This is a genomic window from Thalassospira sp. MCCC 1A01148 (assembly GCF_001613795.1).
Taxonomy (GTDB): domain Bacteria; phylum Pseudomonadota; class Alphaproteobacteria; order Rhodospirillales; family Thalassospiraceae; genus Thalassospira.
Window position 1 is genome coordinate 196099 of sequence record NZ_LPVZ01000022.1, and the last position, 23190, is coordinate 219288.

The window sequence follows — 23190 nt, forward strand, 5'->3', positions numbered from 1 at the left end:
GAGATCAGTCGTCTTCCTTGACGAGTTCAAAGGTTGACGGGTTGAAATAGGCTTCAACTTTCTTGCCATCGGCCTTGATGGCGTAAACTTCAAAGCAGCCATCATCTTCCTTGATCTTGCGGACGTCCCAGCCCTCGGCCGTCAGTTTTTCCTTGAGCGCATCCATGCTCTGCCATTCGGATTTCGGCACGTTGCAATAATCGTCACTGGCCTGTGCGGTATGCGCCGTCAGGCCAAGGGAGGCAGTGGCAAGGAGCGTTGCAGCAAAACTGCCAAGGGCGGCTTTCTTCAAAACAGTGTTTTTCATGGCTCGGTTCCTTCATAAGATAGGGGTAATGTCATGATCGGTGCCGAGTATGGCGTGCTTCCCTGACAGCAAACTGAACCGGATGTTTTTCACCGTTCAGCACACTGTCAGGAACGGCCGTTACCCACGGCAGATTGTGCGAAGCTTCGGGAAGAGGTTGGGGTGCGTATTCTTCTGGTCGAAGATGAATTGATGCTGGCAGACGCGGTGCGCGATCATTTACTCGCAAGCGGCGAGGCGGTTGATCACAGTGCAAGTGTGGTCGATGCCGAGATCATGCTGCGCGGGACCAATTATGATGTGTTGTTGCTGGACCTTAACCTGCCCGATGGCAAGGGGCTTGATCTGTTGCGCGATCTGCGCCGCCAAGGGTCGGCCACACCATGCATTATCCTGACCGCGCAGGATCAGATTTCGGATCGGATCGCGGGGCTTAATGCCGGGGCAGATGATTATCTGGTCAAGCCGTTTGATCTGAACGAGTTATCCGCACGTTTGGCCGCCGTTTCGCGGCGCTATAGCGGCAATCCCAATCCGTTTGTCGAGTTGCAGGGCGGGGTCGAGGTGGACCTTGCCGGGCGGTCGGTTTTGCGGGGTGGCGAACATATCGATCTGACATCGCGTGAATGGGCGCTGTTTGATCAGATGGTCAAACGGCCGGGCCAGACATTATCAAAGCGCCAGCTTGAAGAAGCGCTTTATGAATTTGGTGCCGAGATCGAAAGCAACACGGTCGAGGTATATGTCAGCCGCCTGCGCCGCAAGCTTGGCCGCGACGTGATCAAGACCGTGCGCGGTGTCGGCTATCGGGTTGAGGGATAATGAAGATCAGGGCGCAAAACAGTCTTCAGTTCATTCTGACCAAACGCCTGACCTTAATTGTCGCGGTGTTCTGGGTGATCGGGGCCCTGTTTGCGGCCTACACGGCGCGCCATGAGATGGAGGAGGGGGCCGATACCGCCCTTGTCGAGACGTCACGGCGGACCTCGACCCTTATCATTGATTATCTTGAAAACCATCAGGACGCGGGCGGGATTGTTGTCTTGCCCGAACCGGGCTTTGACGCTGTTCATGATGGTGATGATGATGAGGATAGCGATCATGACGGTGATGTCGACGATTTCGATGACTTCATGCAGTATCAATTGCGTGATGCAAAGGGTGACGTGCTGCTGCGGTCGCAAAATGCGCCGGAAACGCCATTTGATGCGCCGCTTGAGCCCGGCTTCAGCGATGGTGATGAGGTTCGTGTCTATACCAGTGTGACCGGCAATGGTGATCTGTTCATGCAAGTGGCCGAACCGACCGAGCATCGCAATGAAGCGATCATTGAAACCATGGTGTCGCAGTTCACGCCGCTGATTTTCCTGATCCCGGTGACCATTCTTGCGGTGGTCTATAGCGTGACCCGTGCGCTGGGTCCGGTACGCCGGGTCCGCAACGAGATCGAGGCACGCGGGGAGGGCAACCTGACCCCGATTGCGCAGGACGACCAGACCGAGGAAATCAACACCATTGTCACGGCGGTTAACCGCTTGATGGCAAAGCTTGAGGCGGCACTCAGTGTCGAGCGCAGCTTTACCGCCAACAGTGCGCATGAACTGCGCACGCCGATCGCCGTGGCGCTGGCACAAACGCAAAGGCTTCTGGCGGAACTGCCCGAAGGGCACGCGGCCCGAAAACGGGCGGTCCAGACGGAAGAGGCGCTTAAACGCCTGTCGCGGTTGTCCGAAAAGCTTTTGCAGCTGGCGCGTGCGGAATCAAGTGGCGGGTTCAGTCCGACCGGACATAATCAGGAGCTTGGTCCGACGCTTAATCTGGTGATCGAAGACATCCGACGGGCCGGGATGGACGGGGCGGAGATCCGTTCTGGTGCGGAAAATCTGGCAACCCTATCGGCCAATATCGACCATGACGCCTTTGCGATTTGCATGCGCAATCTGATTGAAAATGCCCTGAAATATGGCGGGGATGACGAACCCGTCGATATCCGTGTGGTGGAGGGGCACATCGTGCAAGTCGCAAATGGTGGCGCGCCGGTCAGCCCTGATGAACTGGCGCAACTGACGACCCGCTTCAAACGATCCAGCAACAAGGCCGATGGATCAGGACTGGGTTTGGCGATTGTCGAGGCGATTGCACGCAATACCAAGGCAGAGCTCAAGCTTTATTCCCCGCGCCCGGATCATGCGGACGGCTTCATGGCCGAGCTTCGTTTGCATCAAAGCTAAGCGAACAAACAGCCCCCATAAAACGTCTGACCAGCAATGCAGCCCCGGAAAACCGGGTTGAAGATTTGCGATCATGGCGCGGGGTTACCGTTTTATGTTTTGAAATCGAAACGTCATAAATGGCAGTTTTCCGCCATTGTAAACGTTTCAAATGTTCATAAAACGGAAACACAAGTGTTATCGAAGTGACTTCTTCGTTGGGTATGGTTTGGCCCGTCGAAGGAGTTTTGTTGCAGATGACACCCAAGCCCACCATGCGCACAGTCGCCGCCAAGGCCGGCGTTTCAATCGCAACCGTATCACGGGTGATCAATTGCCCTGATGAGGTTCCGACTGAAACGGTTGAGCGCGTGCGTGAGGCCATGGCGTATCTGAAATATCGGCCAAACATGAATGGCCGACGCCTTAAAATGGCGCAGACGCGGTCTGTCGGGGTTTTGGTGCCAACCATGGCCAACCCGGTTTTTGCAACATCGGTCCAGGGGATCGAGCAGGCCGCCCATGAAGATGGTCTGACCGTTCTTTTGACGTCATCGGAATACGACCCCGAACGCGAATTGGACGCGGTTTCGACATTGCTGAATAACCGGGTGGACGGGTTGATCCTGACACTGGCCAATGCCGATGATAATCGCGTGATCGACCTTTTGATCAGCGAAAACATCCCGTTCGTGTTGCTGTTTAACCAGCCAAGCCGAACCGATGTGGCGTCCATCAGTGTCGATAACGCCAAGTCGGCCTATGACATCACGCAGGCGATGATTGCAAAGGGGCATCGCAAGCTTGCGATGGTGGCCGGCCATTTTGAAAGTTCGGACCGTTCGCGCCAGCGTTATGACGGGTTCTGTCAGGCCATTAACGACGCAAACCAACAGGACGCGGCGGCGATGGCGGCCCCGCGCCTGTGTCAGGTCGGGTTTGGCGAGACCGATCTTGAGGGCATTCTTGAAAGTTTTCTGACCGGGCCGGATGCGGTCACGGGTCTTGTCTGTTCGACTGACATGCTGGCGATTGCCGCAATCAGCGCATGCCGCACCTATGGGCTTTCGGTCCCGGGGGATGTGTCAGTCGGGGGCATTGACGGAATTGCGGTGGGTGGGCTGATCACACCGAAACTGTGTTCGGCCGTTCAACCCACCCAGAAGATGGGCCAGCAGGCGCTTGCATTCCTGCTGGGCCTGATACGGGGGCAGACAGAACCGCAAAGTTTGCTTTTGCCCCATCAACTTAGCACGGGTGAGTCGATCGGACCCGCCCGGCATCAGTCATCACCCCGATTATAGGGAGATCAAAAGTGCGTTTCAAACAACTTGTCATGGGTGTGAGCCTTGCGGTTGCTGCCACGGCGGCACAGCCTGCCTTCGCTGATGAAGCAGCGATTTGCTATAACTGCCCGCCGGAATGGGCTGACTGGGGCGGACAGCTCAAGAATATCTCGAAAGATCTGGGCATTGATGTCCCGCAGGATAACAAAAACTCGGGCCAGACCCTGTCGCAGCTTTTGGCGGAAAAAGAAAACCCGGTTGCCGATGTCGCCTATTACGGTGTGTCTTTTGGCATCAAGGCCAATGAAGCCGGTGTTGTTCAGAACTACAAGCCGACCAATTTCGATGCGATCCCGGATGGTCTGAAAGACCCGAACGGCGCATGGTTTGCGATCCATTCCGGCACGATTGGCCTGTTTGTCAATGTTGACGCGCTTGACGGTGCGCCGGTCCCGCAAAGCTGGAATGACCTTTTGAAGCCGGAATATGCGGGCATGGTCGGGTATCTTGACCCATCAAGCGCCTTTGTCGGCTATGCCGGTGCGGTTGCGATCAACCGTGCGATGGGTGGATCACTTGATGACTTCACCCCGGGTATCGAGTTCTTCAAGAAGCTCAAGGAAAACGATCCGATCGTGCCGAAACAGACCGCCTATGCACGTGTTCTGTCGGGCGAAATTCCGATCCTGCTTGATTACGATTTCAATGCCTATCGCGCGAAATACAAAGACAGTGCGAATGTTGAATTCGTCATCCCGTCCGAGGGTACGGTCACGGTGCCGTATGTCATGAGCCTGGTTGCCAACAACCCGCATGGCGAGAACGGCAAAAAGGTTCTGGATTACGTGATGTCGGACAAAGGCCAGTCCCATTGGGCAAATGCCTTCCTGCGTCCGGTGATCCCGAGTGCAATGTCGCCGGAAGCGGCATCCAAGTTCCTGCCGGAAGCCGACTATGCCCGTTCCCAGCCGGTTGATTACGCCAAGATGGCAACCGTACAGACCGGGTTCTCTGACCGTTATCTGGCCGAGGTACGTTAAGGTGTCGATGGACCTTGATTTGAAGGAGGGGCGTTCGCGCCCTTCCTTGCTTTCATCCTTTTTAACCCCGCGCGCAGCGGCTGCAAGCCCGGCGATCCTGACGGTCTTGCTAATCCCGGGGCTTGTGATTGTTGCGGCGTTCTTTTTGATCCCGCTTGCGCGTGTTGCGGTCGAAGTCGGCAACGGGCCGGAGGGATGGGGGACGTATCTTCTGATCCTGACCAATGCGCGCTATCTGGAAAGTCTGATCCAGACGCTTGCGATGTCGGCAGGCGTTACGGTGATGGCGTTGGTCCTGTGTGCGATTGTCGGGCTGTTTTTGGTGCGCAACAGATTTGCCGGACGCAGCATTTTGATCGGGACATTGACCTTGCCGCTGTCCTTTCCGGGCACGGTGGTTGGCTTCATGGTGATCATGCTGGCCGGACGCCAAGGCGTGATTGGCGGGCTGACCGACGCGGCGTTCGGGTCGAAGCTTGTCTTTGCCTATGACATTGCGGGTCTTTTTATCGGCTATCTGTATTTTTCGATCCCGCGCGTGATCTTGGCGGTGATGGCATCTGCCGAGAAGCTTGACCTGCAGCTTGAAGAAGCGGCGCGGTCGCTTGGTGCATCGCGGTTTCGTGTGATTTGCGACGTGATTTTACCCGGCCTCATGCCCGGCCTGATTTCATCAGGGGCCATTTGCTTTGCAACGGCGATGGGCGCGTTTGGCACGGCCTTTACGCTGGCGACCGATATCGATGTGTTGCCGATGGTGATCTATACCGAGTTTACGCGGAACGCCAATATTCCGGTGGCGGCCGCCCTTAGCATTGTGCTGGGCCTGATCACCTGGGCGTGTCTGGCTGCGGTGCGCAGCTTTACCGGCGAGGGCAAAAGCCTGCCGGTGCGCGGAGGGGCATGATATGCGACGCACAGGTATCTTTTACGCGCAGCTTGGCCTGACCATTTTGCTGTGCCTGTTTATCGTGGTGCCGATCGTGATGTCGGCGCTTGCCGGGGTGACGGTCAATGTGTTTCAGGGATTGTCTTCGGGCCTGACGCTGCGCTGGATATTTGAGGTCTGGGACCTTTATGCATCAAGCATCTTCTTGTCATTGTGGCTGGCGATTGCGTGTCTGTTCGTGACGCTGATTGCCGGTGTGCCGTTGGCATATGTTCTGGTGCGCAAGCCCGGCCGTGCCACCCGGTTGTTTGAGGAATTGCTGACACTGCCGGTGGCAATCCCCGGTCTGGCCTTGGCGCTCGCACTTTTGATCACCTATGGCGGGGTCAGTGGATATCGGTCCAGTTGGCTTTTCATCCTGACCGGGCATGTGTTGTTTACCCTGCCATTCATGGTGCGGTCTGTTGCAGCCGTGATGTCGGCGATGGATATGAAAACCCTTGAAGAAGGGGCGGCAAGCCTTGGTGCCGGGTTCTGGCGGCGGTTCTTTACCGTAATCGTACCCAATGCAAAGCCCGGCATTCTGGCCGGTGCATTGATGGTGGTCACGCTGTCGGTCGGGGAGTTCAACCTGACCTGGATGCTGCATACGCCGCTGACCAAAACGCTGCCGGTCGGGCTTGCGGATTCCTATGCTTCCATGCGCCTTGAGATCGGCAGCGCCTATACCCTGATTTTCTTTGTACTGATCATGCCGTTGCTGATTGCCATGCAAATACTGGCAAACCGGAGCAGCAAGCCTGCACGCGCGACGGCGGAGGATAAATAATGACCACTTCCCAAAAACAGGCATCGCAGGCGCAAGACGCCGGTACTGCGATTGCGCTGACAAACTGTGCCAAGACTTTTGCCGATGGCACACGCGCCCTGATGCCGTTCGATCTGTCGATCACGGCGGGCGAGACGCTGGTTTTGCTGGGACCATCGGGCTGCGGCAAAACCACGATCCTGCGCATGATTGCCGGGCTGGAATTCCCCGATGCGGGTGGTGCAATTCATTTCGGCGACGACGATGTGACCCGCCAGTCGATTGAGCAGCGTCGGGTCGGCATGGTGTTTCAGTCCTATGCGCTGTTTCCCAATATGACGGTGGCCGAAAACGTGGCCTATGGCCTTAAGGTGCAAAAGGTTGGCAAGGCCGAACGCGATCAGCGCGTGCGCGAGATGCTTGAAATGATGCATATCGACATGCTGGCCAATCGCCGGGTCGATCAGCTTTCCGGTGGGCAGCGCCAGCGTGTGGCACTTGCGCGCGCCATTGCGCCGCGTCCGCGTGTTTTGCTGCTCGACGAGCCGTTGACAGCCCTTGATGCCAAGCTGCGCGTCCGGCTCAGGACCGAGATCAATGCGCTTTTACGCAAGCTTGGCATTACAGCGATTTACGTCAGCCATGATCAGGAAGAAGCCATGGCACTGGGCGACCGGATCGTTGTGATGCAAAAGGGTGAAATCGCGCAGATCGGGACACCACAGGAAATTTATCGCGCGCCGAAAACCCCGTTTGTGGCCGACTTCGTCGGGGCAAGTAATTGCCTGAAGGTCGATATCGAAAACGGGCGGGCTTTGCTGGGCAAGGTTGATGTTGATGTGTCGCCCGCGTGGAATGCCAGCCAGACGACCGACGGGTTGTCAGAAATCTATTTCCGGGCCGATGGCCTTGCGCTTTGTGCCGCGGATGATGCGCATTTCACCGCGAGGGTTGAGGCTGTTTCATATTTGGGGGAACGGCTGCGCGTGACGGTTTCGGGTATCGGCGAAGAAGCGGTTTTGGTTGATACTGACCCTGATACAAACATGACGCCGGGCGAGACGGTGCATTGCCGGTTGGTGCCAGAACGCCTCACCGTGTTTGCCGCAAGCTGACGGTTTCCAGTCCCAACACGCACAAGAAATTTCAGATACGAGAGACTTTAAAAGCATGCTTATTGCGCAATTGACCGATTTGCATATCGGTGCCGGGCGGCGTCTGGCCTATCGCAAGGTGGATACGGCAACGGCCCTTGAACGGGCGGTAGCACGGGTGAATGCCATGGTGCCGCGCCCGGATATGGTTGTCTTTACCGGTGATATTGGTGATTTGGGGACAGCCGATGAATACGCGCTGGTGAAAGACATCCTGCGCGACCTTGACGTGCCGTTTTACATGATCCCGGGCAACCATGATCAACGTGCGCCATTGCGCGCAGCCTTTGAGGATGCCATGCCCATCGAGGATGGGGTGGCGTTCATCAATTACGTGATTGATGCTGGACCGGTCAGGCTGATCGCGCTTGATAGCCTTGATGAAGGTCGGCCGGAGGGCAAATTGTGTTCAGCCCGATTGGACTGGCTAGAGCGCACGCTGCATGACGGTGATGACCGGCCTTGTGTCTTGTTTGTCCATCACCCGCCTGTCGCGGTCGGGATCAAGCACATGGATGATCAGCGGCTTTTGAGCGGGGCAGAGACATTTGCCCAGATCGTGCTGGCGCATAAAGATCGCATTCAGGCGATCATGTGTGGCCATCTGCACCGTCCGATCCATACACGGTGGGCAGGCGTGCCGTTGATTGTTGCGCCATCCATTGCCCATCAGGTCGCGTTGGATCTGCGCGATGACGGACCGTCGGCCTTTACCATGGAACCGCCCGCGATGCATTTGCATCGCTGGGATGAAGAGCAGCAATACCTTCTGACCCATCTGGCCTATGTCGACCAATATGACGGGCCACATCCGTTCTTTGACGAGAACGGCAAACTGATTGTCTGAAAAAGGGGGGTGGGCTTATTTGCCCACCCCGACCTTGATGGCGAGTTTGCGGAGCGGGCCGATGCGGTTAATCGCGGTGAGGCCGGCATAGCGCAGGTCGCGGAGTGTTTTGGGTTCGAACATTGATGCACGGTTAAGCAGATCAATGCCGCCGACCCGCATGACGGTTTTGGGCAGCTGGCGGCGTTCATAGGATTTCAGAAGCGGGGTCGCGCCGATATCCTCATTATGCAGTTTGGCCTTGGCCATCAGTTCGGCCAGGGTTTCGATGTCATGCAGGCTCATATTAAGCCCTTGTGCGCCGATTGGCGGGACGACATGGGCGGATTCCGCGATCAAGGCAAGGCGGGCGGCAATCAGGCGCGAGGGCACTTGCGAGATCATCGGCCAGACGGCACGCGGGCTTGCGACGGTCAGCGGGCCAAAAAGGTTCATGGTGTCGTGGGTGATTTCGGCTGACAGGGCTTCATCGGTCATGGCGTTCAGATCATCGACACGGCTGGCCGGGACCATCCAGACCACGGACGAGCAGGGCTTGCCATCAAGGTCGGGCATGGGCACGAGGGTCAGCGGACCACCGGTGCGGTGAATTTCGGTCGAGATGTTGTCATGGGGATCATTGTGGGTGACGACAAACACCAGCGCACTTTGATCATAGGCCCAGCGTTTGTATTTGATCCCGGCCATATCGCGCAAAGACGAGTTGCGACCATCTGCCGCAACAACGATTTTGGCCCGCACGGTCTGGCCATCCGACAGGGTTGCCTCGCCATAGCGCGACGTGCTTTTGAACGCGGTGACCGTGGTGGAAAAGCGGAAATCGACATTATCGAGTTCGCCCAGGCGCGCCATCAGGGCCACACGGGCCGCCTTGTTCGACACATTCCAGCCAAAGAAGCCGTTCTTGGTTTCAGCACCATCAAAGTCGGCGGTTTCGCGCGGGGTGCGTTCAGTACCACCGGCATCGACAATGCGCATGACGCGCAATTCAGCCCCGGTCGGTTTGATGGCATCCCAGACGCCAGCCTTTTTAAGGGTTTCGATGCCCGGCTCAAGAAAGGCGGTGGTGCGCAAATCCGTGCCTTCGCCGATATCGACTGGTGCCGGGTCGACAATCACGATCTGATGGCCGTCGGCGGCAAACCGTGCCGCGGCACTCATTCCGGCGATCCCGCCGCCTGCAATCAGAATATCGGTTTCGATCATGACTGTTTATCCTGTTCCTTGGCCCGGGATGGTCGCGCTAAACCGGACGCCATCGGCTGCAATCCATGCCGGGCAATGTGCCCTGTCCCATCACTATACGCAACGGTTTTGCCATCCGTTTTGATCCAGATTACGTCACGGCGATTTGGGCGGGTGGAGATAAGCTGGGCGCGGGGGATTGCCCCATAAGGAAAAGTGGGCCATTTTTGGAAGCGCCTACCGCCACCACCCCTGACAACAAGGATTCCGCACATGCTCGCCTGGGTATATCTGTTTATTGCGATCAGTCTTGAAGTGATCGGGACGATATCGCTTAAATTCTCGGATGGATTTACCGATTGGCGCTTTACGGTTCTTAGTCTTGGCGTCTATGGCCTGAGCTTCTGGTTCTTGTCGATGACGCTGCGCATCATTCCGGTCGGAACGGCCTATGCGGTGTGGGCCGGGCTTGGCACGGCATCGGTCGCCCTGATTGGCTGGCTGTTCCTGAAGGAACCGATGACCGCGGTCAAGGCGGTATTGTTGCTGATGATCATTGGCGGGGTGGTCGGGCTCAAGACCATCAGCACAGAAAGTTAACTTTGTTAACTTGATACGTTGCCCACCGGGAGAGCAATAGCATTAATGTCGGCTGCGATATCTTGGTGGGCTGGTGACCAGCCCAGGTCGCGGCGTGCTTTTTGATTGCTCATGACCTGATGGTGGGCAAGGCCCGCAGCCCAACTGCCAAGGCGGTCCATTGCCGTTTGGGTGGTGATTGTACCGACCTTGCAATCGCGCCCACCGAAACGAGTTGCGATCAGATGGGCCAGTCGGTGGTTTGAAACGTCATTGATCCCGACCCCGAAATAGGACGTGCCCGGTTTGGCATGGCATAATGCCAGACGATAGAGATCGGCCAAATCATCGCCATGGATCATCGGCAGGGTGATATCGCCAGATCCGATGATGGTGACTCGGTTTTCTGTGCGGGCGGTTTCCATATCGCGGGTCAATAATCCGTAATGCCCGTGCCGCCCGGTGGCGTAAACACAGGCCGGATGAATGATGATGCCGTCTATCCCGTCATCGCCGAGGACGCGGTCAATGCCTGGACACATCCATTGGAAGTCCGGCAAGGGATCGAACATGCAGCTTTCATCAATTTCTGCGTCAGACCCTGTTTGGGGAAATAACCATGTGCCGCCGGTATAGATAACGCGCACACGGCCCGGCATTTTTCGGGCCGCGGGAAGCAAGTGATGCAGAAGGATACCATCGGCCTCGGCCATATCATCGGCAAAGGTGCAGGCGGTATGGATTATGGCATCTACGTTTGGCAAATGACCGACCCATGCAGCGGGATTGGTGATCTCGCCGATGATCGGGGTTGCGCCAAGCTCGGCGAGCATTTTATGGCTGGCATCTGATCGGGCGAGTGCGAAGACATCGTGTTGATGATTGATCAGGTTTTCAACGATGGCCGAGCCGATCAGGCCGCTTCCGCCCGTGACAAAAACGCGCATGCTATGTTCCCTGTTTGTTGTGTTGCGCGTGGTTATCGGACCTGAACCATGGTTGGGGTCAAGGGCAATTTGAGGCGGTTGGGTACAAAAAAAGCCGGGCATATCTGCCCGGCCTTGATGTCATGATGGCAAAGGACTTAGTTGGCGATTTCGAAAATGCCATCGATTTCAACAGCAACGCCAAGCGGCAGGGCGGCAACGCCAACGGCCGAGCGGGCGTGTTTACCCGCATCGCCAAAGATTTCGACCATCGTGTCAGACGCACCATTGACAACTTTGGGCTGATCGGTGAAGTCCGGCGCGGAATTGACGAATGCGTTCAATTTGACAACGCGGGAGACCTTGTCGAGATCGCCGATGGCGGCTTTGAGCTGTGCAACAAGGTTGAGCGCGCAAAGACGGGCGGCTTTCTGGCCGGTTTCAACATCATAGTCGGCACCGAGCTTGCCCACGAATTTCAGATCGCCATTTTCCATGGTGATCTGACCGGAAATATGAACCAGATTGCCAGAGATGACATAGGGCACATAATTCGCGACCGGGGCGGTCGCTGTCGGCAGCGAGATGCCGAGATCGGCAAGATGGGCGTCGATTTTACCAGCCATGATGATCCATCCTTTTTGCGTGGCAGATGTATTGGTTGGTCGCCAACTTATCGGGGTTGGCGGGCAAACAAAACAATTTCTTTGTATCCCTGCAATTGACCGTAAAGCATGGTGGGCAAGGGGATTGGCCGTGATTAAGAACTGTTGAAAAAAATCGAATTGTCATAAGGACAAAGGACCGTAACAATGGTGCAATGCGCAGCACGCGTTAGGCCCTGACCCTAGGCGTGCTGCTTTGTTTTTTATAGCGATGTGATGTGGCGAAAGCCGGGAAAAGGTTGGACAGATGGCGTTACAGGATCGGTTAACTAATGTGCATGGTGGCTTGATTGCCCTGCTGGGGGTTTTGATCCTGTCGCCCGATGCGCTGTTGTTGCGACTGATCGGGGCCGATGATTTCACCACGGCGTTCTGGCGGCTGGGCTTTTTGACCATTGCGCTTTTGCTGGTCGCGCTTTGGAACGGTGCCAAGCGCGGCGAGGGCATTGTTCAGTCCATCCGACCCAGCGGCTATGAAATGCTGACCGGGTTGTTTTACGGCGGGACCTGCACGTTATTTATGTTTTCGGTGCGCAATACCGATGCCGCCAACACATTGATCATTATCGCAGCAACCCCGCTTTTGGCCGGGTTGATTGGCGTTTTTGTCTTCAAACGTTCCCAGCCGATCCGGACATGGATTGCCTCAATCGTGGTGTTCGTCGCATTGCTGAGCCTGTTTAGTGCCGGCTTTGGCGGGGAGAATGCGCTGGGTGACATGTTGGCCCTTGGCGCGTCGCTTTGCATGGCGGGTTACTTCAATGTGCTGGGGGCGAAGCCCGAAGTCGACGCGCTCAAGGGGATGTTGTTTGGCGCGTTCGTCGTGACACTGATCCTGCTGCCCGGGGCCGCGCCGTTATCGCCAATTGGTCTGGACTGGGTCTGGCTTTTGATGCTGGGCTTTTGGGTGCTGCCGGTTTCCTTCCTGTTGATCGCCCATGCGTCACGCAAGATCCCGGCCGCCGAGGTCAGCCTGATCATGCTTAATGAAGCGATCTTTGGATCGTTTCTGGTTTGGGTATTTGTCCAGGAAGTGCCCGACGAGATGACGCTGATGAGCGGGACGGTCGTGATCAGCACACTTGTGGTCCACAGCCTTCTGGGGCTGCGTGCGAGCAAGCGTGCCCGCAGCGCGGCCTGAGGTCTTTATCCCGGCAAACAGTCGTTGTTTTCGCGCCAAATGGCTTGTCGCGAATTGACATAAGTGTTGCCCCGGTTTAATTGAGTGTACTCAGTGAGTGTGCTCATTTTAGGGGTCAAGATGAATAGTCGAGCCGCGCAACGTCAACAAACCCGTCAGAAAATCCTTGATGCCGCCAGAGATTGCTATGGGGCAGGATCATTTGACGCCGTTTCTACGCGTGAAGTTGCCCAACGGGCCGGTGTCGCCGAAGGTACGATATTCAATCACTTTCCAACCAAGGAAGAACTGGTGATCAGTTGTGTCGGCGATCAGCTTGCCGAGGCGATTGAGAAGGGGCTTTACACGATGGACCCGGAATGGTGCTTCGTTGACAAGGTGATGCATGTTGCCTCCTATCGCTTCACACAGGTCGGACTTAATCCCGGTTTGTGGCAGGTGATCATGCAGCAGGTCGTGTTTTCCCCCCGCAAGGGTGCGGTCCAAGCCATCATGGAAAGCAGCGGCCTGATTGCCGCCATTCAGGCCCTGATCGAGGAAGCGCAGCTTTCGGGGGAGCTTAATCCCGATTTGGCACCGCAACTGATTCGGAAAACCCTGATGGCATTGTTCTTGTTCACCATCCACGAGCATTTCAGCACGCAGAATTTTGATTGCCAGGATATGTGCGCAACCTTGCGCGAGCTGCTTGAAACGCAGGTCAAGGGGCTTTGGGCGTGTGAACCGGAACTGGCGGCGTAAGCGCCGGGATACGCCTTATTCGCCGATGAGATGCAGGGTGACCTTGCGGTGATGGGGGGGCACGGCGATGTTCGAACAGATAGATGCCTCGGCAGGTGTTAACTATTTTCCTGCAAACGTTGGATCAGAGCAAACGAGCTTTGTTACGTAAAGGTAGTGACTTATTGGTTTAGAAAATTCTTGTTAATCACGATGTTGAAAGGCCATACTTCTTTCGTGCTCGTTTTAGTTGTGTTTCTTGGAAGTCGCGTGGGAAGAAAAGTATGCTGATTGATGATGTTGTAGCAGGTTTAGATAACCAAGGGCCTAGGAGCTATTATGCCTTTGAGACGTTCGTCCAGAACCTGCTGTCACACCACATTGAGAAGCAGAATAAAGCGTTTGAGTTCGGCAACAATCCATTTGACAGGTACGATGCATTCGCTCCAGTTGGTTTCGACGACTTTGATGGGCCAGTACTCTTCGAGATAAAATTCAATTTATTAAGTTTAGTACGATTATCTCATCTGCGCAGAATACTTGAAAACTATATTGAGATAAATGCGAAGAAAAGATTTGATCACTTGATTATTGTCTCTGCAAAGAGAGTTCCTGAAAAAATATTTCATGAGCTAGATTTTATAAGGGAGGAGTCTGATTTTCCGTTTGAGGTTCATATTTGGGGGCCAGAAGATTTAAATAAAATTGCAAATAAAAATAAAAAATTTGCTGTAAGTATTGCGGATAAGTTGTTCTCTCTTAGGATTAATACTGCAATTTCCAAGGTCGTAAAGGATTGGAAATCAGAGAGAGATGAAATTCTTAGTAACCTGAAATCAAGATATGAAAAAGGTCAGTTTTCCCTTTTCTTGGGCGCTGGTGTTTCGAGCAGTGCTGGTATGCCAGACTGGAATACTTTGTTGAACTCATTGTTTGTGAGTTACCTGACAAAAGAGTTCAATAACGATGGTGCAATTGGAGATCAAGATATTGGCGACCTTGTTTCGCGATTGAATAACATAAATGAACCTTCTGCATTGATGGCTGCTCGTTATCTAAGGAAAGGACTTTCTAAAAGAGAAGGAGAAGCAAAAGACTTTATCGAAGCTGTGACCCGTAATTTGTATAAGCTACGTGCCGGAGATGTACCTACCGCGTCAGCTTTAATTAAATCGATTTCTTCGATGTGCCAACCACGTCGAACAGGCGCAAAAGTAAAGTCTGTTGTAACTTATAACTTTGACGATTTGTTGGAGCGGCAGCTAGAAGGCGATAACATTCTGCACCGCTCAATTTACACTGATACAGAAAGTTACGATCCCGATGAGCTTCCTGTTTATCATGTTCACGGTTTCTTGCCAGAGAACCGAAAAGATTATCAGGGCTTAGAGAACTCTACCTTAGTGTTTTCTGAAGAGGGCTATCACCAAATTTATTCAGAATCCTACCATTGGTCAAATTTGGTGCAATTAAACTCTTTCAGAGAGAACTGCTGTTTGATGATTGGCCTTTCTATGACCGACCCAAATTTGCGTCGCTTATTAGACATATCTTCAAAAAACATTGAACGTAGTAAGCATTTTGCATTTATGAAGCGTTTATCCTCTGAAGAGTTCTGCTATGAGACAGGCGAGAAAGGGGGGAGGAAGAAGGCGGTCAGGAATGCTGATGCGGCAGAAAAGTTTTTGCAGCGACATCACGCACTCAATGAAGAGCTAATGAGAGAACTGGGTGTCACCATTGTATGGTATGAGGACTACGATGAAATTCCTCAGTTCATTAGAGAAGTTGTGAGATACGAAGCTTAACTTTGAGAATAGCGACCTTTTCTCTACAGCAAGTAGCTAACGTGTTTCGCCTTATTCGCCGATGAGATGCAGGGTGACCTTGCGGTGATGGGGCGCGCGGCGATGTTCGAACAAATAGATGCCCTGCCACGTTCCAAGGACGGCCCGGCCACTCGATACCGGAATGGTCAGCGACACATCGGTCAGGGCTGATTTGATGTGGGCGGGCATGTCATCGGGCCCTTCGCAGGTATGGCGATAGAGGCTGGGGTTTTCCTGCACCAATTGCCCGAAGAAGGTTTGGAGATCAAAGCGCACATCCGGATCGGCATTTTCCTGAATGGTCAGGCTGGCCGAGGTGTGACGGACAAAGATGGTCAGCTGGCCGCGTTCAAGACCGGTCTGGTTCACCCATGACTGGATCGGTTCGGTGACTTCATAAAGCCCCTGACCGCTGGTGGTGATTTCAAGGGTAATCTGGTCTTGTGAAAGCATCTGACACGTCTTGACATAGGGTGGGCCGCTTTCGTTGATGGTAAATCCCAAGGGATTGAATAACAAGCTCTTCACGAAATCAGTGCGTTGCAGGCTGCTTCTCAACGAAGCCATATTTGCCACAATATCGCCACTTGACGCACTGAGCGCGCCGGAATATCGATTTCGCGGTCACTTGTTACTGGAAAACATCTTGCGTTACTTGTCCTGCATACTTGTCGTTCTTATTGGCCCGACTGCTTTGCTGTCGGGGCATGACGCCGTGCAGGCAAATGTAAACGCATCCGGTGCAGGGCACCATGCCGAGATGATGAACCTGTCGGCCGATCAGGCCGGAGGTGGGCATGCGTCCCATGTCGATATTTGTGGTGTGACCCTGTGTGGTCCGTTTGCAGACATCGTGAACGGTTCGTCCGTTTTCATGCCGCTTCTTTCGTCTGCGCAGTTTTGGATCAAAGACCAACGACTGTTTTCTGCAGATCAGGATGGCAGCTACAAGCCGCCGCGCGCCTGAAAATAATCCCGTCTTATCGAATTTTGGCCATCGCCCGTTTGACTGTTTCGAGGTGAAACAGTGCCTGGTTACGCACCCTTTGTGCAACCAAGGCGATGGCATTCCTTCTGACGCGTTATTTTCAGGAGCATGATATGCCCAACGCTAAAACGTCTGTTCTCACCCGTATCGCGACTTCCACTGTAATCCTTGGTGGGCTCGTGGCTGCACCGCTTATGGCGGTTGCCGGCCCCGGTCACAACGGGCCAGCCCCCGATATCGGCAAGCCCGGCGAGATTTCTGATGTTCGCCGGACCATCAATATCACGATGGAAGACAACTTCTTTGATACGGACAAAATCGTTGTCCGTGCCGGGGAAACCGTGCGGTTCATGATCGAGAACAAGGGTGAGTTTGTCCACGAGTTCAATATCGGCACTGCGGTCATGCATGAACAACATCGTGAAGAGATGTTGATGATGATGGAGCACGGTGCGCTTGATATCGACAAGATCCACATGGACAAAATGGCCATGGATATGGGCGACGGCATGACCATGGAGCACGACGATCCCAACAGTGTTCTGCTGGAACCCGGCAAGACGGCCGAGATCATCTGGACCTTCCCGGAAGATGCGGAGCTTGAATTCGCCTGTAACGTGCCCGGTCACTATGAGAGCGGCATGATGGGCGAAGTCCGTCTGCAGTCATAACGCCGTCTGAACGTGTCGCCAGGGGCTGCTTTTTGCGGCCTCTGGCCCGCATGACCAATTTTGGGAATCCATAAAATGAATATCAATTTCGTCAAAGGCGCCGTTATCGGCGTGCTGGGCACGCTTGCTGTGTCCACGGCCAGTTGGGCTGCGACATATGACCTGTCAGTTGACTATGTCACCATCGATACCGGCAGCAAGAAAACCAGGGGCATCGGGTATAACGGATCGTCGCCCGGACCGACACTTCGTCTGAAAGAAGGCGGTGATCAATGTCACCAACAATCTCGATGAAAGCACTTCTATTCACTGGCACGGCCTGATCCTGCCATATGAGATGGATGGCGTGCCGGGCATCAGTTTCCCCGGAATTGAACCGGGCGAAACATTTACATATCGCTTTCCGGTAACCCAGAGCGGCACTTATTGGTTCCATAGCCATTCCGGGTTTCAGGAGCCGGACGGGGCGTATGGTTCGATCATTATCGAGCCGGAAAAACGCGAGCCGTTCCGTTTTGATCGCGAATATGTCGTCGTCCTGAAGGACAAGCATCCCCATTCCGGCAAGCGTATTCTGCGCAACCTTAAAATGATGCCGGACTACTACAACCGCAAACAGCGCACGCTGGGAGATTTCATCACGGATGCCCGTGAAAAAGGCCTTGGCGAGACGCTCTCGGAAAGTGCTGATTGGGGCAATATGCGCATGATGCGCACTGATATCGAGGATGTGCAGGGCTTTACAGGCCTGATCAACGGCAAATCCCCGGAACAGAACTGGACCGGTTTGTTCAAGCCTGATGAACGCGTGCGTCTTCGGTTCATCAACGCATCGGCGATGACCTATTTCGATGTTCGTATTCCCGGTCTTGAGATGACCGTGGTGCAGGCTGATGGCAACAATGTTCAGCCCGTACGTGTTGATGAATTCCGCATTTCGGTTGCTGAAACCTATGACGTGATCGTGCAGCCCAAGGAAGAAAAGGCCTATCCGATTATGGCGGAATCGATGGGGCGTTCCGGGTTTGCCTTTGCCACCCTTGCTCCGCGTGAAGGCATGGTGGCAGAGATGCCGGAATTGCGCACGGAGCCGCCGGTTCTGACCATGGCAGACATGGGCATGGATCACAGTAATATGGCCGGAATGTCAGATTTGGCAGATATGTCAGGCGTCACGGCGACCGGTGGTATTGATCACAGTGCAATGGGCCATGACATGTCAGCGATGAGCGGTGCGGATAACGGGACCAATGATCCGTTCTATGCCGCGGGCAGTGGCTTGGTTCCGCAAGCAGCAAATGGTGGAAAGTTCCTGTCCTATGCCGACCTGAAGGCGCAAAAGCCGCTTTATGAGGATCGCCCGGCAACGCGTGAGATCGAGTTGCGACTGACCGGGAACATGGAACGCTATACCTGGACAATCAATGGCGTGAAGTACGAAGACGCTGATCCGATCCGGCTGAAATACGGTGAGCGTGTCCGGTTCAAGTTTGTCAATGAAACCATGATGTCCCATCCGATGCATCTGCATGGCATGTGGTCGATCCTTGATACCGGGCAGGGCAAATGGGACCCGGTCAAACACACGATCAATATCAATCCCGGCATGACGGTTTATTCAGAAACCGAAGTCGATGAACCCGGCGAATGGGCCTTCCATTGCCATCTGAGTTACCACATGGCGACGGGCATGTTCCGCAAGATCATCGTCGAAGGTGGTCCGGCTGTCGCACAACTTGAAAACGGGAACTGATCAGTGATGAAAATGACCAAACTTGTACTTGCCGCAGGTGGCACCTTCGCTGCAATGGGCGCGTTTTCTTCGGCGGCCAGCGCAATGAACAACCTGTATTACGGCTTCCAGACCGAGCAGTTTGAATATCGGCTCGGTGATGAGAACGAAAAGCTGTTTGTCTGGGGCGCGGATGCGTTCGTCGGGACCGATGAGGTCAAACTGCGCTGGCAGGGAGAGGGCGAACGTGACCTTGATGCCGACATTTACGAAGGATTGGAAAACCGATTGGTGGTGCAAACCCCGATTTCCGATTTCTTCGATGCGAAGGCAGGTGTGCGCCTTGATACACCAGAAGGTGCAGATCGTTGGTATGGCACGGTCGGGGTTATGGGCTTGGCCCCGCAATGGTTTGAAGTGGATGCGGATCTGTTCGTCAGCGAGATCGGTGATGCCAGTGCACGGCTTGATGTCGAGTATGAAGCACTGCTTACCAACTATCTGATCCTGACCCCGTCGTTCGAGATCAATGCCGCCTTTTCCGAAGATCGCGAGATCGAGGTCGGCAAGGGTTTATCAAGTGCGGAGTTCGGTCTGCGACTGAGCTACGACCTGATTGATCGGGCCATCGTGCCCTATGTCGGTGTTGCCTATGAACGGAAGTTCGGGGACACCGCAGACTTTGCCAAACATGATGGCGAGGATTACGAGGCGACCTATCTGGTCACCGGGCTTCGTGTGATGTTCTAGACAAAAGGCCGGGAGATGAATTCTCCCGGCCTTTTTGATTTTGCGAAAAAGCGTGATCAGGCAGCGTTTTTGACGCCGCCCTGGTCATGGAAACGAAGGGCGGTCATGGCGAGGTTGCCGAACTCGTAACTGTTATGGAGAAGATCGGGTTCGAAATCATCCGATGCAGCGCCCAGCGCAACATAGAAGGGCATCAGGTGATCGTCCTCCGGATGGGCCATGGCAGCGTGCGGGGCAAGGCTTCTGTAATCAAGCAGGGCGTCGATATCGTGTGCCTTGACCTTTTCCACCATCCAGTCGGTGAATTCCTTTGCCCACGGATCAATCGGGCCTTCGTTGCGATCAAGCGCACGCAGATTGTGTGTCATCGCACCGCTTGCGACCACCAGAACCCCCTTATCGCGCAGACCACGCAGCTTTTTGCCAAGTTCGAAATGTTCGCGCGGGCCACCGTGGCCCAGCATGGAAAGCTGAAAGACCGGAATGTCGGCATTGGGGCGGGCAAGATACATCGGCATCCAGGCGCCATGATCAAGACCACGGGTGGCATCGGTATCAATCCCAAGATCGCTGGCGATTTCGCGGGCCAGTTCCGGCGCGCCTTCGACACCGTATTGCAGATCATAAAGCGGTTGCGGGAAACCATAGAAGTCATGGATGGTTTCCTGATGCGCTGCGGTCGAGATGGTCGGGCTTGATGTCTGCCAGTGGGCCGAAACAATCAGAATGGCGCGCACACCGTCGGTCAATTTCGAAAGTTCATCGACAAAAAAGTCAAAGGCCGGGGTGCTTTGACGCGCCACCAACATCGGCGACCCGTGCGAAATAAAGATCGGTGCAAGATGTGTTGCGCTGCTGCCGGTATCTGAAGACGTGATTGCCATGAGAAAGCCTCGTGGGATTAAGTTGGGTCAATCGCTTGTCATTTGCGATAAATATGCGGTGCGATTGGGAAAGTGACTAGTCGCTGTTTGGCAACAGTGTGTTGCCGGGTACTGTTTTTGTTCATCCATTGGAAACATTAGTGCAGGGTCGTTTCACGCTGACAGCGCCCGTTGCTGTCGGCCGGAGAGGTTGGCGCGGCGTTAAATGCCGAATTTGGCAAGGCTGAAAACCGGTAAAAACATAGAGTCTTGTAAATCAACCCAAAGAGGCGCACTGTGATTGCTGGAACCTGTTTAATATGGCTGTCAAGGTATGACGCATCAAACATCCCCAAAAAGCACGATACTTGAAAGATCGCGTTTCTCGCTAAATGAGCTGCCCAGCGCACAGCGGTTCGAGGTCTGGAAAGATAGCATCAACTGTATCTATAGCGTGGATGCGGACCGCAGGACCCGTCGGGAAGACTTTGTTGCGGACCTTGATTCATGGCGGCATCGAGATTTGATGATGGTGGAAGCGCGCAGTTGTGCGCAGAGCTTCTTGCGCACATCGCAGATGATCGCGTCCGATGGCATGGATCATTACAATGTGCAGCTTTACACCGACGGCGCGGTGAAGTCCGATGCCGGGCTTGGTGGCGATGTGCTTAAGCGCGGCGGGTTGTTGCTTCTGGATCTGGCGCAGCGCACCGAAGCGCAATCAAGCGAACAGTTCAATTCCGTTCATCTGTTTTTGCCAAGACGGCTTGTCGAGGACCACTTGACCAACCCGGATGATCACAATCTGCGTTTCCTGTCAGAACGTGATCCCATGGTGCGGATGTTGTTTAGCCAGATCCTGTCGATGCATCGCCATATCCACGAGTTCAATGACACGCAAATTTCGGTATTGCAGAAAACCATCGTCATGATGCTGTCGACCTGCCTGAATTCGGCAAAAGGTGAGACAAACACTACGCGCGCGCTGCGTCAGGACATCGAAAAAGGGGTGATGATCCGGCGTTATTTCCGCGAAAACCTGTTGTCGCAGGAATTGACGGCGGAAACCGCGGCAGATGATCTTGGTCTGTCGCGATCAAGCCTGTACCGGCTGTTTAAAAAGCATGGCGGGGTTAACCAGTATCTGCGCGACATGCGGCTTCGCCACGCGCTTAAACTGTTGACCGACCCGACAGAATGCCGCCGTTCGATCTATGACATTGCACTTGAATGTGGCTATGAAACCGATGCCGGCTTTATTCGGGCCTTCCGCGCGAAATACGACATGACGCCCGGTGATGTCCGTGCCGGTCATGTGCCGCATGCGCGCCATCGTGATGATGATCGCATTGATAAACGCTATGAAAACTGGCTGCATACACTCGCCTAGAAAAAACCGCGTGTGACGAATTCCCGTTCAGGTCCGTCCTTTGACAATGGATCAAGCGACGCATGTGTGTCGAACTTGAAATCGTAGTGGTTTGTGCGTTTAGACGAGATTGAGATCTGGCTCTGCGTGCAGGAATGAAAACGGTATGGATGCCGGGTTGCCGGGAAAACCAAGAATCGCAAGAATTCTGATATTGTTGTCGCGAAGCGAGTTGGCAAGCGTGGTGGCGGACGCCAGATCCGGCAACAAAACCATGCGCGCCCGACCAATATAAGCCTCGATCAACCGGGCAAGGTCCGGGGCTTCATGGCAAATGATCACGACAGGATGCGGTGCGACATCCGAAGACGTTCGTCGTTCCGGATGGAGCGGAATGACGCTGTTTCGGGTGTGTCGACGTATGGCCGTGGATGACTTCATTCCATCCCCCCGTTTAATTGATCTACGTGATCAATCGAGTTTGGACTCCTTTACCATATTAGAATGTTGTTTGATCCGGACTGTGCGCGGTGTGCCGACTTATTGACCGGGGGTGCCAATAAGCCGGTTTTGACATGATTTGCGGCGCACGTTTGGCCGAATGCCTAGGGCAGGGAGGATGTGACGGTGTCGCTGTCGGTAAGCGAACAATATTCCGAGGCCAGAACAGCGGCATAAAGATCAAACACGTCCTGTGCTGCGAAGGTCTTGCCATTGGCATCACGCACATCAATCGCGGTGGTGGCATCCAGCACCAGCCAGTTTTCAAAGCCAAGGCAGTGCGCCATGCGGATGGTGACATCCATGGAATTATGGATGACCACGCCGGTAAAGATCAGGCGCTTGATGCCGCGATCATGCAGGTGCTTTTCCAGCGACGTGCCGACAAAGGCGCAGTTTTGCTGCTTGGCAATCACGGTTTCACCATCCAACGGCAGGGCTTCGTCCTTGAACGGCAAACCGGGGCCGTCGACATAGAAGCTTGAGGCCGGGTTGGCTTCTTCGTGGCGGACATGGATCACCGGCAGGTTGGCGGCGCGAAATTTTGCCAGCAGCTTTGCAATCACATCGGCATAGCCGGGATTGTTTTTGCTGTTCCAGCGTGGATCGTCGATGGCCTTTTGCACATCAAGGACGATCAGCGCCGTGTCGTTACCAAGTGCGGGCAGGGTCATAACGCATTCCTTTTTGCAAATCCTCAAAACAAAACCGGCCGGGGGAGCCCCGGCCG

At 54.6% G+C, this 23190-nt stretch carries 26 protein-coding genes; 18 read left to right on the top strand and 8 right to left on the bottom strand.

The genetic code is table 11. From position 1 onward, the window contains the following. Positions 1-4: 4 nt before the first annotated feature. Positions 5-307 carry a PepSY domain-containing protein gene (locus AUQ43_RS18380; RefSeq protein ID WP_062957762.1) on the bottom strand — a complete coding sequence of 101 codons (303 nt, stop codon included), beginning with the start codon at positions 305-307 and terminating at the stop codon, positions 5-7. A 162-nt stretch (positions 308-469) separates the two neighbouring features. Here AUQ43_RS18380 and AUQ43_RS18385 point away from each other — a divergent pair, with 162 nt between their 5' ends. The 8 genes from AUQ43_RS18385 (at position 470) to AUQ43_RS18420 (ending at position 8541) form a co-directional block, all read left to right on the top strand. Continuing rightward, positions 470-1129, top strand: a complete 660-nt coding sequence (locus AUQ43_RS18385; RefSeq protein ID WP_062957763.1) for a response regulator transcription factor — start codon at positions 470-472, stop codon at positions 1127-1129. After that, positions 1129-2538: an ATP-binding protein gene (locus AUQ43_RS18390; protein ID WP_062957764.1), complete on the top strand. Its 1410-nt coding sequence runs from the start codon at positions 1129-1131 to the stop codon at positions 2536-2538. Before AUQ43_RS18385 ends, AUQ43_RS18390 begins: the two co-directional genes overlap by 1 nt. A gap of 236 nt (positions 2539-2774) precedes the next feature. Further along, positions 2775-3821 carry a LacI family DNA-binding transcriptional regulator gene (locus tag AUQ43_RS18395; RefSeq protein WP_181838549.1) on the top strand — a complete coding sequence of 349 codons (1047 nt, stop codon included), beginning with the start codon at positions 2775-2777 and terminating at the stop codon, positions 3819-3821. Positions 3822-3832: 11 nt separating this feature from the next. Beyond that, positions 3833-4843: an ABC transporter substrate-binding protein gene (locus tag AUQ43_RS18400; protein ID WP_232310744.1), complete on the top strand. Its 1011-nt coding sequence runs from the start codon at positions 3833-3835 to the stop codon at positions 4841-4843. A gap of 7 nt (positions 4844-4850) precedes the next feature. After that, positions 4851-5750, top strand: a complete 900-nt coding sequence (locus tag AUQ43_RS18405) for an ABC transporter permease (RefSeq protein ID WP_084272164.1) — start codon at positions 4851-4853, stop codon at positions 5748-5750. A 1-nt stretch (position 5751) separates the two neighbouring features. Next, positions 5752-6561, top strand: coding sequence for an ABC transporter permease (locus AUQ43_RS18410; protein ID WP_062957767.1), 810 nt, complete (start codon positions 5752-5754; stop codon positions 6559-6561). Beyond that, positions 6561-7655, top strand: a complete 1095-nt coding sequence (locus tag AUQ43_RS18415) for an ABC transporter ATP-binding protein (protein ID WP_062957768.1) — start codon at positions 6561-6563, stop codon at positions 7653-7655. The genes AUQ43_RS18410 and AUQ43_RS18415 overlap by 1 nt, the downstream gene beginning before the upstream one ends. Positions 7656-7710: 55 nt before the next feature. Then, positions 7711-8541, top strand: a complete 831-nt coding sequence (locus AUQ43_RS18420) for a phosphodiesterase (RefSeq protein WP_062957769.1) — start codon at positions 7711-7713, stop codon at positions 8539-8541. Between the two features lie 15 nt (positions 8542-8556). On the opposite strand, the gene AUQ43_RS18425 is transcribed toward AUQ43_RS18420, so the two are convergent. Continuing rightward, positions 8557-9747, bottom strand: a complete 1191-nt coding sequence (locus AUQ43_RS18425; protein ID WP_062957770.1) for an FAD-dependent oxidoreductase — start codon at positions 9745-9747, stop codon at positions 8557-8559. Positions 9748-9999: 252 nt separating this feature from the next. Between AUQ43_RS18425 and AUQ43_RS18435 the strand changes: the two genes are divergently transcribed. Beyond that, positions 10000-10326, top strand: a complete 327-nt coding sequence (locus tag AUQ43_RS18435; RefSeq protein WP_062957772.1) for a multidrug efflux SMR transporter — start codon at positions 10000-10002, stop codon at positions 10324-10326. A gap of 5 nt (positions 10327-10331) precedes the next feature. Here AUQ43_RS18435 and AUQ43_RS18440 read toward each other — a convergent pair whose 3' ends face one another. Beyond that, positions 10332-11252, bottom strand: a complete 921-nt coding sequence (locus AUQ43_RS18440) for an NAD-dependent epimerase/dehydratase family protein (protein ID WP_181838548.1) — start codon at positions 11250-11252, stop codon at positions 10332-10334. A 137-nt stretch (positions 11253-11389) separates the two neighbouring features. Then, positions 11390-11857, bottom strand: coding sequence for a RidA family protein (locus AUQ43_RS18445; protein ID WP_062957774.1), 468 nt, complete (start codon positions 11855-11857; stop codon positions 11390-11392). A gap of 286 nt (positions 11858-12143) precedes the next feature. Between AUQ43_RS18445 and AUQ43_RS18450 the strand changes: the two genes are divergently transcribed. From AUQ43_RS18450 to AUQ43_RS18460, 3 genes are all read left to right on the top strand, one after another. Further along, positions 12144-13037 carry a DMT family transporter gene (locus AUQ43_RS18450; protein WP_062957775.1) on the top strand — a complete coding sequence of 298 codons (894 nt, stop codon included), beginning with the start codon at positions 12144-12146 and terminating at the stop codon, positions 13035-13037. Between the two features lie 120 nt (positions 13038-13157). Then, entirely contained in the window at positions 13158-13778 is a 621-nt protein-coding gene (locus tag AUQ43_RS18455; RefSeq protein WP_062957776.1) for a TetR/AcrR family transcriptional regulator, read from the top strand. A gap of 263 nt (positions 13779-14041) precedes the next feature. Further along, complete coding sequence (locus tag AUQ43_RS18460; protein WP_062957777.1) at positions 14042-15565, top strand: SIR2 family protein; 1524 nt, start codon at positions 14042-14044, stop codon at positions 15563-15565. Between the two features lie 51 nt (positions 15566-15616). On the opposite strand, the gene AUQ43_RS18465 is transcribed toward AUQ43_RS18460, so the two are convergent. After that, complete coding sequence (locus AUQ43_RS18465) at positions 15617-16039, bottom strand: secondary thiamine-phosphate synthase enzyme YjbQ (RefSeq protein ID WP_062957837.1); 423 nt, start codon at positions 16037-16039, stop codon at positions 15617-15619. Between the two features lie 193 nt (positions 16040-16232). Here AUQ43_RS18465 and AUQ43_RS18470 point away from each other — a divergent pair, with 193 nt between their 5' ends. From AUQ43_RS18470 to AUQ43_RS18485, 5 genes are all read left to right on the top strand, one after another. Next, positions 16233-16553: a hypothetical protein gene (locus AUQ43_RS18470; RefSeq protein WP_147250449.1), complete on the top strand. Its 321-nt coding sequence runs from the start codon at positions 16233-16235 to the stop codon at positions 16551-16553. A 134-nt stretch (positions 16554-16687) separates the two neighbouring features. Further along, positions 16688-17245 (top strand): plastocyanin/azurin family copper-binding protein, encoded by a 558-nt coding sequence (locus tag AUQ43_RS18475; protein ID WP_114129848.1) that lies wholly within the window; start codon positions 16688-16690, stop codon positions 17243-17245. A 75-nt stretch (positions 17246-17320) separates the two neighbouring features. Then, on the top strand, positions 17321-17539 hold the full coding sequence (locus AUQ43_RS20480; protein ID WP_198157187.1) for a hypothetical protein: 219 nt from the start codon (positions 17321-17323) through the stop codon (positions 17537-17539). Further along, the gene (locus tag AUQ43_RS18480; RefSeq protein ID WP_198157188.1) at positions 17511-18998 is read left to right on the top strand and encodes a copper resistance system multicopper oxidase; all 1488 of its coding nucleotides are present in this window, start codon (positions 17511-17513) and stop codon (positions 18996-18998) included. Before AUQ43_RS20480 ends, AUQ43_RS18480 begins: the two co-directional genes overlap by 29 nt. A gap of 12 nt (positions 18999-19010) precedes the next feature. Further along, positions 19011-19727: a copper resistance protein B gene (locus AUQ43_RS18485; RefSeq protein WP_232310745.1), complete on the top strand. Its 717-nt coding sequence runs from the start codon at positions 19011-19013 to the stop codon at positions 19725-19727. A 56-nt stretch (positions 19728-19783) separates the two neighbouring features. Here the strand turns inward: AUQ43_RS18485 and AUQ43_RS18490 are convergent, their stop codons facing one another. Then, positions 19784-20611 (bottom strand): class III extradiol ring-cleavage dioxygenase, encoded by an 828-nt coding sequence (locus tag AUQ43_RS18490; RefSeq protein WP_062957780.1) that lies wholly within the window; start codon positions 20609-20611, stop codon positions 19784-19786. A gap of 313 nt (positions 20612-20924) precedes the next feature. On the opposite strand from AUQ43_RS18490, the gene AUQ43_RS18495 reads away from it, so the two are divergent. Beyond that, entirely contained in the window at positions 20925-21980 is a 1056-nt protein-coding gene (locus AUQ43_RS18495) for a helix-turn-helix domain-containing protein (RefSeq protein ID WP_062957781.1), read from the top strand. Between the two features lie 99 nt (positions 21981-22079). On the opposite strand, the gene AUQ43_RS18500 is transcribed toward AUQ43_RS18495, so the two are convergent. Beyond that, complete coding sequence (locus AUQ43_RS18500) at positions 22080-22400, bottom strand: hypothetical protein (protein ID WP_114129831.1); 321 nt, start codon at positions 22398-22400, stop codon at positions 22080-22082. A gap of 164 nt (positions 22401-22564) precedes the next feature. Beyond that, positions 22565-23134: an isochorismatase family protein gene (locus AUQ43_RS18505; RefSeq protein ID WP_062957783.1), complete on the bottom strand. Its 570-nt coding sequence runs from the start codon at positions 23132-23134 to the stop codon at positions 22565-22567. Positions 23135-23190: the final 56 nt, after the last annotated feature.